At 62.9% G+C, this 16,324-nt stretch carries 14 protein-coding genes; 8 read left to right on the forward strand and 6 right to left on the reverse strand.

What is annotated here, in order from left to right; all coding sequences use genetic code 11:
- The 8 genes from nadB (at window position 1) to CXY80_RS05765 (ending at window position 10,276) form a co-directional block, all read left to right on the forward strand.
- Window positions 1-1,671 (forward strand): L-aspartate oxidase, encoded by a 1,671-nt coding sequence (gene nadB, locus CXY80_RS05730; RefSeq protein ID WP_104131905.1) that lies wholly within the window; start codon window positions 1-3, stop codon window positions 1,669-1,671.
- Window positions 1,665-2,552: a carboxylating nicotinate-nucleotide diphosphorylase gene (nadC, locus tag CXY80_RS05735; protein WP_104131906.1), complete on the forward strand. Its 888-nt coding sequence runs from the start codon at window positions 1,665-1,667 to the stop codon at window positions 2,550-2,552. Before nadB ends, nadC begins: the two co-directional genes overlap by 7 nt.
- Window positions 2,549-3,685, forward strand: coding sequence for a cysteine desulfurase family protein (locus CXY80_RS05740; protein WP_104131907.1), 1,137 nt, complete (start codon window positions 2,549-2,551; stop codon window positions 3,683-3,685). The genes nadC and CXY80_RS05740 overlap by 4 nt, the downstream gene beginning before the upstream one ends.
- 339 nt (window positions 3,686-4,024) lie before the next feature.
- Window positions 4,025-4,885, forward strand: a complete 861-nt coding sequence (locus tag CXY80_RS05745) for a right-handed parallel beta-helix repeat-containing protein (RefSeq protein ID WP_104131908.1) — start codon at window positions 4,025-4,027, stop codon at window positions 4,883-4,885.
- A gap of 250 nt (window positions 4,886-5,135) precedes the next feature.
- Window positions 5,136-6,416, forward strand: coding sequence for a glycosyltransferase (locus CXY80_RS05750; RefSeq protein ID WP_104131909.1), 1,281 nt, complete (start codon window positions 5,136-5,138; stop codon window positions 6,414-6,416).
- Window positions 6,416-8,344 (forward strand): right-handed parallel beta-helix repeat-containing protein, encoded by a 1,929-nt coding sequence (locus CXY80_RS05755; RefSeq protein ID WP_104131910.1) that lies wholly within the window; start codon window positions 6,416-6,418, stop codon window positions 8,342-8,344. Before CXY80_RS05750 ends, CXY80_RS05755 begins: the two co-directional genes overlap by 1 nt.
- Window positions 8,341-9,441: a right-handed parallel beta-helix repeat-containing protein gene (locus CXY80_RS05760; protein WP_146070686.1), complete on the forward strand. Its 1,101-nt coding sequence runs from the start codon at window positions 8,341-8,343 to the stop codon at window positions 9,439-9,441. The genes CXY80_RS05755 and CXY80_RS05760 overlap by 4 nt, the downstream gene beginning before the upstream one ends.
- Window positions 9,442-9,511: 70 nt before the next feature.
- On the forward strand, window positions 9,512-10,276 hold the full coding sequence (locus CXY80_RS05765; RefSeq protein WP_092450215.1) for a GntR family transcriptional regulator: 765 nt from the start codon (window positions 9,512-9,514) through the stop codon (window positions 10,274-10,276).
- Window positions 10,277-10,362: 86 nt separating this feature from the next.
- On the opposite strand, the gene CXY80_RS05770 is transcribed toward CXY80_RS05765, so the two are convergent.
- The 6 genes from CXY80_RS05770 to CXY80_RS05795 form a co-directional block, all read right to left on the reverse strand.
- On the reverse strand, window positions 10,363-11,160 hold the full coding sequence (locus tag CXY80_RS05770; protein WP_092450217.1) for an ATP-binding cassette domain-containing protein: 798 nt from the start codon (window positions 11,158-11,160) through the stop codon (window positions 10,363-10,365).
- Window positions 11,157-12,212: an ABC transporter permease gene (locus tag CXY80_RS05775; RefSeq protein ID WP_199182232.1), complete on the reverse strand. Its 1,056-nt coding sequence runs from the start codon at window positions 12,210-12,212 to the stop codon at window positions 11,157-11,159. The genes CXY80_RS05770 and CXY80_RS05775 overlap by 4 nt, the downstream gene beginning before the upstream one ends.
- Window positions 12,209-13,168: a sugar ABC transporter substrate-binding protein gene (locus CXY80_RS05780; RefSeq protein ID WP_104131911.1), complete on the reverse strand. Its 960-nt coding sequence runs from the start codon at window positions 13,166-13,168 to the stop codon at window positions 12,209-12,211. The genes CXY80_RS05775 and CXY80_RS05780 overlap by 4 nt, the downstream gene beginning before the upstream one ends.
- Before the next feature lie 141 nt (window positions 13,169-13,309).
- Window positions 13,310-14,329 carry a sugar phosphate isomerase/epimerase gene (locus CXY80_RS05785; protein ID WP_104131912.1) on the reverse strand — a complete coding sequence of 340 codons (1,020 nt, stop codon included), beginning with the start codon at window positions 14,327-14,329 and terminating at the stop codon, window positions 13,310-13,312.
- Window positions 14,330-14,435: 106 nt separating this feature from the next.
- Entirely contained in the window at window positions 14,436-15,206 is a 771-nt protein-coding gene (locus tag CXY80_RS05790; RefSeq protein WP_104131913.1) for an ATP-binding cassette domain-containing protein, read from the reverse strand.
- A complete protein-coding gene (locus CXY80_RS05795; protein ID WP_104131914.1) occupies window positions 15,203-16,297 on the reverse strand; it encodes an ABC transporter permease in 1,095 nt (364 codons plus the stop codon). Before CXY80_RS05795 ends, CXY80_RS05790 begins: the two co-directional genes overlap by 4 nt.
- Window positions 16,298-16,324: the final 27 nt, after the last annotated feature.

The raw sequence follows: 16,324 nt of genomic DNA on the forward strand, positions 1-16,324 counted from the left end.
ATGGCCGCGATCCTCGTGATCGGCAGCGGCCTCGGCGGCCTGCTGGCCGCAGTGCGGGCAGCGGATGCCGGCCACCAGGTGGTGCTGGTCACCAAGTCGGTACTGCCCGAAAGTAATACCCGCTATGCCCAGGGCGGAATCGCCGCCGCCCTGTTTCGCGACGACTCGGTGGACACCCACGTGGTCGACACGCTGCGCGCCGGCGCCGGTCTGTGCGACCCGGCGGCCGTGCGCGTGCTCTGTGAGGAGGGTCCGGCGCGGGTGCGCGACCTGATTCGATTCGGCGTGGACTTCGACCGGGATGAATCCGGCGTGGCCCGCGGCCTCGAAGCCGCCCACTCCCGCTCCCGCGTCGTGCACGCCGGCGGTGACGCCACCGGCGCCGCGGTCGAGGCAGCGCTCGTGGCGACCGTGCAACGCCGCGCCACGATCGAGGTGCGGGAGCACACCATGCTGGTCGACCTGATCGTGGACGATGACCGGGTGACGGGCGCCCGCGTGCTCGGCCCGGACGGCGTGCAGCTTTCGCTGGCCGCTGACGCCGTGATCCTGGCCACCGGCGGGGCCGGCGCGCTGTTCACGCACACCACCAATCCCTCGGTCGCGACCGGGGACGGGGTGGCGGCGGCGTGGCGAGCGGGAGCATCCGTTACCGATCTGGAGTTTTACCAGTTTCACCCGACCGCACTCGCCGTGCCCGGCACACCGCTCGTGTCGGAGGCGGTGCGCGGTGAAGGCGCCGTGCTGCGCGATCAACTCGGCGATCGCTTTATGCTCGCCGAGCACGCCGACGCCGAGCTCGCGCCGCGCGACGTTGTCGCCCGGGCGATCGCCAGCCAGATGGAGCAGCAGGGCGGCACGCCGGTGCTGCTCGACGCAACCGCACTGGGCCGCGAGCTGCTCGAAACCCGGTTTCCCACGATCACAGCGGCCTGCCGGGCTGCCGGTTTGGACTGGGCGGTCGATCCGATTCCGGTGGCCCCGGCCGCGCACTACTGGATGGGCGGCGTGGAAACGGATGCCTGGGGTCGCACCAGCCTGCCCGGCCTCTTCGCCGTCGGCGAGGTCGCCCGCACCGGGGCGCACGGCGCCAACCGGCTCGCTTCCAACTCCCTGCTCGAGGCGGCCGTGTTCGCGGACCGAGCCGTACGCGCGCTCGGCGAGCCCTGGCGGGCGAGCACGACGCTGTCCCCATTCACAGTGCTCTCCCGCAGCTTCGCCAACGCGACCCGCTCTGAATACCTCCCCCACCCGCTGTTCGACCCGGCCAACGCGAGCCAACCTGCGGATAGTTCCCCCTCGCTGGTCGAGCCTGCCGAGACCGCCACGAGAACACCGCCGGCCGGTCTCGGCACGCTGGTCAACCGCCAAACGTTGCAGCAGCTCCTCTGGGACTCTGCCGGAGTACACCGCTCCGGCGTCGGCCTCAGGCACGCCGCTCACAGCCTCACCCAGTGGGTCTCGCCGCCAGCGACCAGCCCCGACGTCGCCGCCCTCGAGGACCGCAACCTGCTCGACCTGGCCCGCCTACTCGTGAGCGCAGCCCTGGCCCGCGAGGAGTCGCGCGGCGCGCACTACCGCTCCGACTTCACCGACACCCGGCCCGAACTCGCCATGTCTTACTCGCAATCCCGCTCACTCATTCCGGCCAAGGAGGCCATCGCATGCTGAGCAATCACTCCATCGACGTTGTCGTGCAGGCCGCCCTCGACGAGGACGCGCCCTGGGGCGATCTCACTTCGGCCGTGCTCATTCCTGAAGACGCCGTCGCGACCGCCCGGCTCGAGGCGCGCGAACCGGGCGTATTCAGCGGCACCGCCGTCTTCGCGGCGGCCTTTCGCCTGACCGACCCGCGCATTGAGGTGCGTCCGTTCGTCCAAGACGGCGATTGGTTCGACACCGGCGCCACGCTGGCCGAGGTGACCGGCCCCGCCCGCGGCATCCTGCAGGGGGAGCGCATCGGGCTGAACTTCGTGCAGCGGATGAGCGGAATCGCCACCCTGACCGCCCGGTACGTCGCCGAGACGGCCGGCACCACGGCCCGCATCGTCGACACCCGCAAGACCACGCCCGGGCTGCGCGCCCTGGAGCGCCAGGCCGTGCGCGATGGCGGCGGCCACAACCACCGGTTCAGCCTCTCCGACACGGTGATGGCCAAGGACAACCACCTCGCCATCCTCGCGGCCGGCCCGCTCGGCCTGACCGAGGCCCTGCTTGAAGTGCGGGCGAAGCTTTCGCACACCACCCACTTCGAGGTGGAGGTCGACCGGCTCGACCAGATCGACGACGTGCTCGCGGCCGGCATCGACACGATTATGCTCGACAACTTCAGCCCCGAGGACCTGATTCAAGGGGTTCAGCAGATCGCCGGCCGGGCCATCGTCGAGGCCAGCGGCGGAGTCTCGCTCGACACGGTACGTGCCATCGCGGCATCCGGTGTCGACGTCATCTCGGTCGGTGCTCTCACCCACAGCGTGCACTCGCTCGACCTCGGGCTCGACGTGGCCATTCGGGTCAGCACGCCGGCCGGGTTCGCACTTGCGAACCCATGATCTACCTGGACAACGCCGCAACGACCCCGGTACGCCGCGAAGTACTTGAGGCGATGTGGCCGCACCTCACCAGCGGCTTCGGTAACCCGTCGAGTCACCACCAGGTCGGTGAGGCGGCCGCCGCCGTGCTGCGGGAGGCGCGGCGCAGCGTCGCCCGCTCGCTCGGCTGTCGCCCCGGCGAAGTGACCTTCACGAGCGGCGGCACCGAAAGCGACAACCTCGCCGTCAAGGGGATCGCCCTCGGCGCCCCGCGCGGCCGCCACATCGTCACGACTCCGATCGAACACGAGGCCGTGCTCGACTCCTGCGATTACCTGCGCCGGCTGCACGGTTTTGAGATCACCCTGCTGCCAGTGGATGCCGCCGGCAGCCTCGACCCCGCCGACCTGGCCCGCGCGCTCCGCCCCGACACCACCCTCGTGTCGGTGCACTACGCCAACAACGAGGTCGGCACCGTGCAGCCCCTGGCTGAACTGGCCGCTGTCGCGCAGGGTGTGCCCTTTCACACCGACGGAGTGCAGGCCGGTGGCTGGCTCGACCTCAACGTAAAAGCCCTCGGCGTGGACGCACTGAGCCTCTCCGGCCACAAGCTCGGTGCTCCCCCCGGCATCGGCGCCGTCTTTCTGCGCGGCCGCCTCGTGATCGAGCCGCTACTGCACGGCGGTGGCCAAGAGCGCGGCAAGCGCAGCGGCGCCGAGAACGTCGCCGGTGCGGTGGCCCTGGCCGTGGCGCTGCGCCTGGCCGGCGAGGAACGGGCTCTCACTGCCCAGCGCACCAGCGCCCTCCGCGACGAGTTCATCGGCACGGTGCTGCGCGAGACGCCGTCGGCCCGGCTCACCGGGCACCCGACCGACCGCCTGCCGGGCACCGCATCGTTCGTATTTCCGGGCACCAGCGGCGAGGCTGTGTTGCTCGAGCTCGAAGCGCGCGGCATCGTCTGTTCGAGCGGGTCCGCCTGCGCGGCCGGCAGCAGCGAGCCTTCGCATGTGCTCACTGCCATGGGCCTATCGGCCGACGTGGCGTTGACCGCTGTTCGGTTCACGCTGGGTGCTGGCACGTCGGCGGCGGAGGCGGCCGAGGCGGCGGCATCCGTTCGTGCAGCGGTAGCTGCGGTCGCCAGTCTCGGTACCTGACGCGAACCCTGTGCTCCGGCTGGGATACATGAGAAAAGCTTGACATTGGTCTGCGCTTCACCGATTCTGGGGACCACTAGCCAACACCCCCACAATGGGGAATGACACGATATGCCCGTTCAACTCGGCCCATCATTGTCACCGTGGATAGCCAACTCGGCCATTTCAGCAAGGAGCACCTCCACCGTGTCACGTTCACCCCGTTTTGCCAGCACAGTTACCCCCGAACGCGCTCTGCCCGCACGCACTCTGCCCATACTCGCGTCTGCTGTACTCGTCATATGCGCCGTTGCCACGCCTCTTTCGGCCTCAGCGGCCACGGCCGTCACAGTATCAACCGTGGCCCAGCTCACGTCCGCGCTTGCCAGCGCCACACCCGGTACCGTCATCACACTGGCCGACGGCAAGTACCTCGGTAAGTTTACGGGCGCGCAATCCGGCACAGCTGGTGCACCGATCACCGTGACGGGTTCCCGACGCGCCGTGCTCACCACGGGCTCTGCAACACAATCCGGCTACGCCTTGCACCTGACCGCACCGTACTGGAACCTGTCCGGATTCAGCGTTACACAGGCAGCCAAGGGAATCGTTTTGGACAATTCCGACTTCAGCGTCATCGACGGTGTGAACGTGGGATCGATCGGCCAGGAAGCCGTGCATGTGCGAACGAGCAGCAGCAATGTCACCATTCGCAACAGCCTCATTCACGACACCGGGCTCAAGACTCCGGCGTACGGGGAAGGCATCTACGTCGGCAGCGCCAAGAGCAATTGGGGCTCCGTCATGGGATCATCAACGACGCCAGACCGCTCGGACAACGTCGTCGTTGAGAGAAACACCATTACCAACACCACGGCCGAAGGTATCGACACCAAGGAAGGCACCACGGGCGGTCGCATAATTCAAAATTCCTTCCACCGCGCCGGATGGTCGGCAGAAAACTCTGCCGACTCCTGGGTGGACATCAAGGGCAATGGCTACACCATCTCCGGCAATACAGGGGATTCAACCCTGCTGGATGCTTTTCAGGTTCATTCAGTGCTTACCGGCTGGGGCGGGCAGAATGCATTCAGCTGGAACACCGTAACGGGGGGCGTACCCGGCTACGAAGTTAACATTGCGTCGAAGACTGCCGGAAACACCGTGAAATGCGATTCTTCGACGGCCACGAAGGGACTCACCAACATCGCTTGCAGCTAGAGCGCTGCTTCCCGTCGGCGGCCCACCAACGCCAACCCCCTCGATCGAGTACAGCGCACTCCCCCCTAGTCTGGGGGTGGCCTCCGGCATTTCACCTCCCCTAGGGTCAAGTCAATAGCCGAGAGATCGTCAGGTTATGGCCGCTGCGTGTCGGGTCAACCGCGATCTCGATCTCCGTCGATCGGGCCCCGTCCCGGGACTGTCTTTGGCTTGCTTACCCGGCAATGCTTAGGCAAGGACACCCGTCACCATGCCCCCATCCGCTTTTTTCGCTTCGGAACCCGCACTCCTGCAATATGGTTGGCACGTCGTTACCGACACCCTTGCCAGTCTCGCCCCGTACTTTCCCATCGCCATCGCCGGATCAATCGTCTGGGCTCTCTGGCTCTATCGTGTGGTTTTGTCCCGCCGGGCCCACGCAATCGAGAGTACTTTTCGTACGACGTGCTCTGTCGTCGTGCCGTCGTTCCATGAGGATCCGGAAATTCTCCTGCGCTGTTTGGCGTCCTGGCGCGCGCAAGACCCGACCGAGATCATCATCGTGCTCGATGTCGCCGACATCGAGGCCTACGAGCGCATCGAGGCTTTGAGCGACCCGCTGATTCGACCGATTCTGTTTCACCATGCTGGTAAAAGATCAGCACTCGGTGCCGGCATTCGTTTGGCCGACTCAGAATTGCTCTTTCTAACTGATTCAGACACGTCCTGGACCGATGGCTTTCTGGAGGCCGCTCAGAAACCATTCATTGATCCGCTGGTGGGCGGCGTGAGTACCCAACAGAATGTCTACCAGCGCGAGACCAGTTTGTGGCGCCTGATCGCTGATTGGCTCGTCAATCTGCGCTACTACGACTACGTTCCGGCTATGGGGCGCGCTGGTGCCGTGCCCTGCGTTTCTGGCCGTACCGCGGTCTATCGTCGTGACGCGGTACTGCCCGTCCTCGACAATCTTGAGAATGAATTCTTTCTGGGTCGACGCTGCATCTCGGGAGATGACGGCCGTCTCACGTGGCTGGTTCTGGCATCCGGTTATAAAACCGTGCACCAATCCTCCGCCCGTGCGCTCTCAATGTTCCCGTCCAGCTTTGCTGCGTTCGTCAAGCAACGTGTGCGCTGGAGCCGCAACTCCTACCGCTGCTATCTCACCGCAATTGCGAAGGGGTGGCTCTGGCGCGTTCCCTTCGTCACAAAAATTACGGTGCTGCAGATTCTCCTCACGCCGGTCACGATGGGACTGACCATCGGATATCTGCTGTTCAGCCGACTGGAATTGAGCACGCTGGGCATCGTGGCCACGGTCGGTTGGCTACTTCTGGGGCGCGGAATCCGCGGTTTCTCACACCTGCGGCGACACCCCGTTGAAATTTTTCTTCTACCGATCGTAGCTCTGACCGTAATCTTCATCGCGCTCCCCATCAAGGTTTTTGCCTTCGTGACCATGAACAAACAGGGCTGGTTGACGCGCCACGCCGATAGCGTCGGAGGCGACGGGCAAACGGCCCGCACGCTTATCGCGGAACCGGTGCACTAATGCGGTTGCTTCCCGCGGTGCTGGCGATAGCACTCGGGGCCATCGTCGCCCTACCTGTGTTTCCGGTGCTTCCGGCCGCCGCAGACGACCAGGCAACCGCCACCGCCGCGCCCTATCCAGGCGATCCGACCGCCGAAGCCCTGCTCGTTGCCGCCGAGGACCGACGGCTCATTGACGTTCGGGCAATTAGCAACGCAGCCGAATGGACCGGCGTCAATCAATTCAAGCCGTATCGACTGGCTACCGGCAGTTCATACACACTGGTGTTGACCAGCCGTGAGGCCGACTACTCGTTTGACGATCTCCTCAAACTTTTCCCACGAGGGTTGGTGCGTCAGCCCGACGGTTCCTACCTGCTCTCAGAGAACATCGTCGTCGAGGAGGGCGCAACCCTCAACTTTCACAGCAACGATGGGCTGGCACTGCGTCTGGTCAGCAGCTCTGATCTCTTCGTGTCCATTGTCACAATGGGTGGCTCCCTCACCCTGGGAGGGTCAGCCGATGAACCGCTGGATGTCTCAAGCTGGGATCCAGACACCGGAACGGTAGACACGGACACGTCGGATGGACGAGCTTACATTCGTGTCATCGGCGGCCATGCAAGCTTTTCGAACGCGAATTTTCATCATCTCGGTTTTTGGTCCGGCATGACCGGCGGCGTATCCCTGACCGGAACCGAGCTTCCAGCCACCACGACGGAGAGCAAAGGCGACCTTGCTCTATCGGACGATGGTAACCCGATCGTGTACGGGCAGGAGCTCATTCCGGCTAGACCGGATGAGGCGCAAACGCTGGACCTCGAGCCGGACCTGAGGGGTTACAGCTATGTGTCGGCGTCGATCACGTCGTCTCATTTCGACCACAACGCCTTTGGGCTGTTTGTCACGAGTGCCGAAGGTGTCGATGTCCACGACTCCGAGTTCAGCGACAACATAGTCAATGGGTTGGTGTTTCATCGCCACGTGACAAACAGCCGAGTCTCGAGCTCCGCATCGACGAACAATGCGCTTGACGGATTTGCTCTCTCCCGAGCGACCACCGGGGTCATCTTTGACGGATTGACGTCATCGGGAAATGGCCGCAATGGCGTCTCCATCGACGGCCGTCCCCTCGCAGAGGGGCCGAACGCCACTGGCAACCCCACTGGCACGTTTGGAAACAACACAATCAATAATTCGATAATTACCGCGAATGGTCGGTATGGCATCGACGTTGTCGGCGGCATTAACATCACTCTTTCTGGCAATACCGTCAAGAACCACACGATGGGCATTGTGATCCGCGGCGGGACAGATAGCGTGATCGTCAAGAATAACCTCGTGGAACGCTCCGACCTCCAGGGAATAGCACTGCGCGATCTGGTGCAAAACGCCACGGTGCAGGGCAATACCGTGGTCGGAGGCGGCATCGGCATCTATCTGCGGGATTCCTCGGGTCTCATCGACCGAAACGTCGTCGAAGAGGTCAACAACCACGCGATCACACTTGTGGGCATCGCGGCACCATCGACGGTGAGCCACAACACTGTGTCGGGTACGGGACCGAGCGGCATCGACGTGTCCCGCACCGAGGGGACGATTCGGGCCGAGAACGATCTCGACGACTGGAGGAGCACGAAACCGCTGGATGTCCTGTTGCGGAGCATTTTTCAGCCGCTCACCGTCTTGTGGCTCAGCCTGGGACTTCTGGTGCTCATCACCGCCGGCACCGGAATGCGACGCAAGCGCACGGGAATTGTGCATCCTTATGCCAACCTGGCTCCGATGAGTACCCTAACCTTGGGCGTGGTCGATGCCGCCGACCTGAATCAAGTGCGAACGCCTCCAGCTGCGATCGCTGACCCGAAGTTCGGCGCACACCGCTCCGAGCAGCCGCCTGAACGCGTTCTACGGGCGTTCGAACCAGACGGAATGGAACTTACTACGTGAAACAGCTGCTCGCCAACCGACCTTGGTTCGCCTTAGGCGCTGCATTTCTGGGAGGCGCACTGGCCGTCGGCTTGGTCTGGGCATCCGTTTCAATAGCCCGGCCTGCCCCTGCAGCCACCGTTGCGGAGCCGACGGCGGGCGCGTCCCCCGTGCCTTCGCCCTCCGCCACAGCCGCGCAACAGGACTCTGTGCGGCCCCAACCAGGGGCAGGTTGCCCGCGCGCGACGATCAACGTACTATCGGCTGACGAGCTGTCCTCAGCACTCATCGACGCCGCACCCGGGGACGTCATCGGGCTGGCGGACGGAAACTATCAGGGCAACTTCGTCGCGACGACGTCAGGCACCGTCGACGAGCCGATCACTCTGTGCGGCGGAACCGACAGTGTGCTCGACGGCGGCGACCCGATGAACGGCTACGTGATGCATCTCGACGGCGCCCAGTATTGGAATCTGGTGGGGTTTTCTGTCACAAACGGGCAAAAAGGTGTCATGGCAGACGGTACTGTCGGGTCCACCATTCGCGCATTGACCGTCTCTACGATCGGCGACGAAGCCATCCACCTTCGCCGGTTCAGCACCGACAACACCGTCGCCGACAATATCGTTTTCGACACCGGGTTGCGCAAACCGAAGTTCGGCGAGGGTGTCTATATCGGCACAGCCGACAGCAACTGGTGCGATATCAGCGGATGCCAGCCAGACCGGAGCGATCGCAACACGGTGACGGGCAACTCGTTCTCGCAGACGACCTCGGAAGCCGTCGATGTGAAGGAGGGCACAAGCAACGGAATTGTCAGCCACAATACCTTCGACGGGTCGGCGCTGAGCGAGGCCGACTCCTGGGTGGATATCAAGGGAAACGGCTGGGTCATCGACTCGAACACCGGCACGAATTCGCTCCGTGACGGTTTTCAGACCCACGAGATCCTCGACGGGTGGGGCACAGACAATATCTTCCGCAATAACACCGCCGCCGTGAACGGTCCGGGCTTTGGCTATTCGATGACGCCGGAGCTCAGCAATATTGTCGAATGCAATAACACCGCCACCGGCGCCGCGGAGGGCGTCATGAATGTGACCTGCCGCGCCTCCTGACAACGTCGCTATGACCTGATATTGTCATGACAATCAGCCAAAGCTCTTGGCATGTCAGTGAAGGGGTCACATGAGCGCGAAGGAAGAAAACACGCTCCCCATGGGAATGTTCATGGATCTGGAACGGTCCGGCCCGATTCCGCTGTATTTTCAAGTCTCGCAGCGCATCGAGAAGGCCATTCTCAGTGGTGAGCTGCCGGCCGGATCACGCTTGGAGAACGAGGTCGCCCTCGGCCAGCGCCTGGGCCTCAGCCGCCCAACAGTGCGCCGCGCCATCCAAGAAATCGTCGACAAGGGCCTGCTGGTGCGCCGTCGCGGCATCGGAACCCAGGTCGTGCACGGCCAGGTGACGCGCAAGGTCGAACTGACCAGTCTCTACGACGACCTCACCAACACGCATAAGGTTCCCTCGACGCACCTTCTCGCTCTCGAAACCCGGGTAGCGGATGCGAAAACGGCTGAGCGACTCGGCGTGGCCGAGGGCAGTCCCACCCTGTACATTCGGCGCGTGCGCCTGGCCGATGACGTGCCGGTCGCCGTGATGGAAAACTGGCTCCCCGAGGAATTCATCGGAATCGAACCCAACGATCTCGTCGCGCACGGGCTCTACCAGGTGCTGCGTTCGCGCGGTGTGACGATGCGGGTCGCCCGCCAGCACATCGGAGCACGCAAATCCACCAACGAGGAGTCCGTGCTGCTGGAGATCGAGAAGAATGCGGCGCTGCTCACGATGGACCGCACGGCCTTCGACAACTCCGGACGCGCGGTCGAGTTCGGCCAGCACTGCTATCGCCCCGACCTGTACTCCTTCGAAGTAACGCTGGTCGAGAAGTAGCAGTCCTGCCAAAAGCACCAAAAAAAATGTCTGGTCACCTAACCCCAAAGGGTCAGACGGCCAGACTTTTTTGTGGATCCAGCGGGTTAGGCGCGAGCGAGTTCGTGGGCGAGAGCGTCAAGTTCCGCTCCCCCGGCCATGAGCTTGGTCATCTCTTCGATCGTGATCTCGCTCTTCTTGAAACCGCCGAGGCTGGTTCCACGCTTCAGCAGCAGAAACCGGTCGCCGAGCGGGTAGGCGTGGTGCGGGTTGTGCGTAATGAAGACGACGCCGAGGCCGCGATCGCGGGCCTGAGCGATGTATTTCAGCACGACACCGGCCTGCTTGACTCCCAGAGCAGAGGTCGGCTCGTCGAGGATGACAACCTTCGCGCCGAAATACACGGCTCGGGCGATGGCCACCGACTGGCGTTCACCGCCCGACAGGGTGCCGATCGGCTGGTCGACATCGCGCAAGTCGATGCCCATCTTGGCGAGTTCTTCCTTGGTGATCCGGCGCATCCCCTTGACGTCCAGCTGGCTGAACGGGCCGAACCCGCGCGTCAATTCGGAGCCGAGAAAGAAGTTGCGCCACACCGGCATCAGCGGAACCACGGCGAGGTCCTGATACACCGTGGCGATGCCCAGGTCCAGCGCCTCGCGCGGGCTGCCGAAGGTGCGCTCGACACCGTAGGCGAGAAGCTTGCCGTGGGTGTGCGCGTGCGCCCCGGAGAGGATCTTGATGAAGGTCGACTTGCCGGCACCGTTGTCCCCCAGCACACAGAGCACCTCACCTGCCCCGACCGAGGCCGATACTCCCCGCAGCGCCAGAATCGAACCATATGTCTTGCCGATATCCCGAACCTCAAGAATGGGCGGGGCAGCGGATGTGTCTCCCGGCGTCATGAGCGAACTCCTGCCTGGCGGCGTACATAAAGGTTGACGAGCACGGCCAGCAGCAGCATCCCACCGAGGAACGCCTTGAGCCAGTTGTTATCCCACTGGGCGAAGACGATGCCCTGCAGGGTCATGCCGTAGATGAGAGCGCCGAGGGCCGCACCGATGGCCGATCCGTAGCCGCCGGTCAGCAGGCATCCGCCTACCACAGCGCAGATGATGTAGATGAATTCCTGGCCGATTCCGGTCGTGGCCTGCACCGTCGAGACATCGAACAGCTGGAGCATTCCGACGAGCCAGCCCGCGCCGGCGGTGGTCATGAACAGGCCCATTTTGACCTTCATGACCGGCACGCCCACTTGGCGTGAGCTTTCGATCTGGCCACCAACCGCGAAGATCCAGTTTCCGGAGCGAGTACGCAGCAGAATCCAGGTGGCGAGAGCGGTTATCGCGATCCACCAGACAATGGAGATCTTCACGTCCATGCCGAACAATGCGAACGAGGAGCCGAAGAACACCTTGACAGCATCGAAGCCGGGAACGGCGCTCATGCCCTGAATCGACACCGTGCCGGTGATGATCTTGGTGACCGCCAGGTTCACTCCCTGCAGAATGAAGAAGGTGGCGAGGGTGACGATGAAGCTCGGCAGCCCTGTCTTCATCACCACGAAGGCGTTCGCCGCACCGATGGCCAGGGCAATCGCCAGGGCAATCACGAGGGCGAGCCAGATAGTGACGCCCCACTCGGTTGTGACGATTCCGACGATCAGTCCGGTCGTACCGACCATGGCGCCGGCGGAGAGGTCGAACTCCCCGCCGATCATGAGCAGGGCAACCGCAACGGCCATGATGCCGAACAGCGATGCCGAGTAGAGCCAGGTGGCCATGCCGGCAGGCGTCAGAAACGCCTGCGTCGAGACCGAGAAGAAGATAAAGATGGCGAGGGCGGCCACCGCTGCGCCGACCTCGGGTCGGCGCAGCAGCGTGATGATGAGACCGGCTGGCTTGAGCCTTTCATCGATCATCCGTTCATCAGTCACCGCGGGTGCGGTACGGGTCATCGCGTTCCATTCTTCGCGAACTTCGCGACCTCGGCTGCGTTGTCCTTGGTGACGAAGCCGGGGCCGGAGTAGACCGGCAGACCGCCGCCGACAACATCGCCGTTGCGAGCCTGCAGGGTGAGGAAGGTCACCGGGAGGTAGCCCTGGGAATAGGGCTGCTGGTCGACGGCGAACAGGATCTTGTCGTCGAGGATCAGCTGCGTCACGTCGGAGGACACGTCAAAGGTTGCCAGTTGCGCCGTGCTGGCGGCTTCCTCGATGGCCTGGCTGGCCGCGACGGCGATGCCCGGGTTCAGGGTGAGCACGCCATCGATGGACGAGTCGGCCAGAAGGCTGCTCTTGATGGTGTTCTGAGCGTCCGCGATGTTCGCGACGTCAACCTGAACGTTGGTGACCGTGCCGCCGAGGGTGTCAGCTGCTCCATCGCAGCGTTCTTCCAGCCCGGTGTTGCCGGCCTCGTGAATGACGCAGATGACGTTGCCGACACCAGCTTCGGCGAGCTGCTCGCCCGCGCCCTGGCCGGCGATGAACTCACTCTGACCGATGTGGGTCTGGGCACCGAATTCCTTGGACTGCTCAAGGCCGGAGTTGATGGTTATCACCGGAATACCGGCGGCGACCGCCTTTTCAACCGCATTCCGAACGCCGTCGGGGTTGGCCATCGAGACGATGAGGCCATCCGGATTCGTGGCGATGGCTGCAGCGATCAGCTGGCTCTGCTTCACCGGGTCGCCATCGCCCTGGTACGTGACGGTAACCCCCAGGTCGGTGCCGGCCTGCTCCGCGCCGCTCTTGACGACGTCCCAGAAGGTGTCGCCCGGTGTTCCGTGCGTGACGACGGCGATGACAATCTCCGCGGATGCGGCGGTCGTCGTGTCTGCCGAATTGGCCGTGCATCCTGCCAGCGCCAGGGGAATGACGATGAGCGCGGCGAGCCAGTTTCTGTTCTTCTTCATGTCTGCAACCTTCGTTGCATCAATTGTCGCCTGTCGATCATGAAATCGACGCACTCAATCCAAATCACAACCTCGGGTCCGATACTTTCTCGACAGAGCCGACGCCTGTTCCTCGGCACGCGACTCATTTTCTGGCGACCACTACCGTGCCCCGCGCTGCTCCGCGATCGGCACCCCGGCGAAGGCGACGCTCAAAGTATCGACCGCAACGCGAAGCCCCTCGAGCCTGTCCAAGGACGCATCCTCGTGCTCGATGGCAAGGTCGGTCTCGGGAGCAACCCGGGCGAGCGTCGCGACGAAACGATTCCAAAAATCCTGATCGTGTCCGAGACCGACAGCCACGAAATCCCACGCTGAGTCTTTCGGCCATTCACACAGCGTGTATTTTCCGCCGAGAGACAGCGGATACTCCGCTGCGGGCACTCGACGAAACCGATCGTCGAGCACACCGTGGATACTGACCGCCTCATTGATTCGAATGTCTTTGGCGGCAGCGCAGTAGACAAGCTCACCGAGGTATTCCATGGCCTTAATCGGATCGATCTGTTGCCAGAACAAGTGTGAGGGGTCCATTTCGGCCCCCACGTGGGTCGCATCGATGGCGTCGACCAGGCGCACGAGTGTCGAGGGGTTGAACACGACGTTTTGCGGGTGCATTTCGATGGCTACCTTCACGTCGTGCGCTGCGGCGAACTCGTTGACGCGGCGCCAATAGGGAATCACCACGTCGTGCCACTGGTAGTCGAGCGTGTCCATATCGACGCTGTTCCACGGGTTGACCGCCCAAGCCGGGCGCAGTCCCCCGTCGTGCGCCGCTGGCAGCCCCGACATCGTGATCACGCGTTTCACTCCGAGACGGTGCGCCACCGAGATGGAGGTGAAGACATCCTGACCCTGAACCAAGCCGACCTCAGGATCGGGATGGAGGGGGTTGCCGTTGCAGTTCAGGGCGGTGAGCTTGATGTTTCGTTCGGCGAACAGGCCGAGATAGTCGTCTCGAGCGCTGTCACTGGACATGACAGCATCGATCGGTAGATGCCGCGGCGGGAGGAATCCGCCGGAGTTAATCTCAGCACCGTTCAAGCCGAGTTCGACCAGGGCATCGAGCGCCTCCGGCAGATCGCGGTCGTGCAGGATTGCTGTATATACGCCGAGTTTCATGTTCATCTCCAGGAATGATCGTTCAAAGTAAGGCTGAAATCTGTTGCCGCACAACTGACAAAGGCCCCGACGTTTCCGCAGGGGCCGCTGTCAGCAAATTTTTCTCCTAGAACGATCCCTCACGGAATCGCGCCAGACCGACTGCGCCCTCGACAACGGCGGCGGTCAGTTCCTCGACGCTGGTGTCTTCGCGACGGGCGTCCATGATCTTCTTACCGTGGTTCATCACGATGTGACGGTCGCACACTTGGAAGGCGTGGTGCAGGTTGTGGGTGACGAGCACGGAGCTCACTCCCTCGCCCTTCAGTTGGGTCAGGTAGCCGAGCAGAGCCTCGGTGGCACGAACGGCCAGGGCGGAGGTCGGCTCATCGAGAATGAGCAGGCTGCGCTTAAAGTGCACGGCACGGGCAATCGCCACGGCTTGCGCCTGACCACCTGAGAGGGAGCTCACGAGCTGCTTGGGGCTCTTGATTCCCTCGATGGTGACGACGCTGTCGAGAACGTCGGCAGCAACAGCATCCATTTCTCTCATCCTCATGAAGCCGAACCGGTTGGTGACTTCACGGCCCATGAAGATATTGCGGGTAATCGTCATCTGGGGAACGAGGGCGGAATCCTGAAAGATGGTTTCCACGCCCAACTTCTCGGTGACGTTTCGGTTCATTTTTTCGATCTTCTGGCCGTCCCAGAAGAAATCGCCGACGGTTGAATCCACGACGCCCGACATGATCTTGACCAAGGTGGACTTTCCGGCACCGTTATCACCGAGCAGGCCGACAACTTCGCCCTTGCCAATTTCAAACGACACGTCCTTGAGTACCGTGTTGGGACCGTATTTCTTGGATACGCCCTCGATTCGAAGCAGTGCCTCGCTCATCGCGCTTTCCCTTCCATGAGCTTGTTGAAGATCGCCGCGATAACGATGGTGACACCGACGAACAGGGTGATGTAAAAGCCAGGTGCCTTGGCGAGCAGAAGTCCGTTACGGATGAGTTCGATCAGCGCAGCACCAACGATGATGCCGATAACACTGCCGCGCCCACCCGTCAGCGATGTGCCACCGACGACTGCGGCGGCGATCGCGAAGAGCGTGAAGTCTTCGGTGGCGGTACCACCGGGCTGAATCGACGAGGTGCGCACGGCAATCAGGATGGCTGCGAAGCCGACCAGCCCGCCAAAAATGGCGAACGACATGAGCTTGACGCGTTTGGTCTTGATCGAGATGGCCTCGGCCGCGGCCGGGTTGCCACCAACGGCGAAGATGTGGTTGCCGAGCTTGTGGCGGTGCATGAAGAACCAGGCCAGAACACCGATGATCAGCAGCCACACCAGCTGGGACCGGAACGAACCGAAGTTGTGCGCGAACAGGTACTCCATGGTGCCCTCGCGCGAGGTAGTCAACGCGGCGGGTGAGGTGCCGTTGATGAAGATTCCGGCACCCATCCAGAAGAAGCTCATGCCCAGCGTGGCGATGAAGGAAGGAATCTTTGTGTAGACAACGATAATGCCGTTGACGAGCGCGACGGCGATACCCGTGGCAATACCGGCGGCAATTCCGAGCCAAAGCCCAGCGCCTTCCGAAGTTTTGATGAACACAATGGCGCTCAAGGTGATGTTCGCGCCCAGCGAGAGGTCAAATTCCCCGGCGATCATGAGGATGCCGGCAGCGAGACCCAGGATGGCCAGCACTGGCACACTCTGCGAGATCACGCCAGACAGGTTGTTGGGGTTGAGGAAGGCGAAGCCGGTGGGAGAGATCAGGCTGGCGGTGACGTATCCGGCGAGGAGCACGATCAGCACGATGCTGATTTCGAGTGCGCCACGACCTCGAATGAACTGCAGGTTATAGTTCATCCGGCCGAAGAACGATTCTGGTTCACCGGACGGCTTTTGCCTGAGCGAGATAGCCTCGGTCGGAAGCGGCACTTCGAGGATGGGGCCTCTACGGCCGGGGGTTTTGTCTGACATGGCTTCTTTCCTTTGAGCACACGAGAT

Origin of the sequence: Cryobacterium sp. M91 (assembly GCF_002929615.1) — a bacterium.
In the GTDB taxonomy this organism is placed as follows: domain Bacteria; phylum Actinomycetota; class Actinomycetes; order Actinomycetales; family Microbacteriaceae; genus Cryobacterium; species Cryobacterium levicorallinum.

Coding starts and splice junctions, on each gene's coding strand:
- CXY80_RS05750 (WP_104131909.1), top strand. CDS start 5,136: ATGCCCCCATCCGCTTTTTTCGCTTCGGAACCCGCACTCCTGCAATAT.
- CXY80_RS05790 (WP_104131913.1), bottom strand. CDS start 15,206: ATGAGCGAGGCACTGCTTCGAATCGAGGGCGTATCCAAGAAATACGGT.
- CXY80_RS05770 (WP_092450217.1), bottom strand. CDS start 11,160: ATGACGCCGGGAGACACATCCGCTGCCCCGCCCATTCTTGAGGTTCGG.
- CXY80_RS05765 (WP_092450215.1), top strand. CDS start 9,512: ATGAGCGCGAAGGAAGAAAACACGCTCCCCATGGGAATGTTCATGGAT.
- CXY80_RS05795 (WP_104131914.1), bottom strand. CDS start 16,297: ATGTCAGACAAAACCCCCGGCCGTAGAGGCCCCATCCTCGAAGTGCCG.
- CXY80_RS05780 (WP_104131911.1), bottom strand. CDS start 13,168: ATGAAGAAGAACAGAAACTGGCTCGCCGCGCTCATCGTCATTCCCCTG.
- CXY80_RS05775 (WP_199182232.1), bottom strand. CDS start 12,212: ATGACCCGTACCGCACCCGCGGTGACTGATGAACGGATGATCGATGAA.
- CXY80_RS05785 (WP_104131912.1), bottom strand. CDS start 14,329: ATGAAACTCGGCGTATATACAGCAATCCTGCACGACCGCGATCTGCCG.
- nadC (WP_104131906.1), top strand. CDS start 1,665: ATGCTGAGCAATCACTCCATCGACGTTGTCGTGCAGGCCGCCCTCGAC.
- CXY80_RS05755 (WP_104131910.1), top strand. CDS start 6,416: ATGCGGTTGCTTCCCGCGGTGCTGGCGATAGCACTCGGGGCCATCGTC.
- CXY80_RS05740 (WP_104131907.1), top strand. CDS start 2,549: ATGATCTACCTGGACAACGCCGCAACGACCCCGGTACGCCGCGAAGTA.
- nadB (WP_104131905.1), top strand. CDS start 1: ATGGCCGCGATCCTCGTGATCGGCAGCGGCCTCGGCGGCCTGCTGGCC.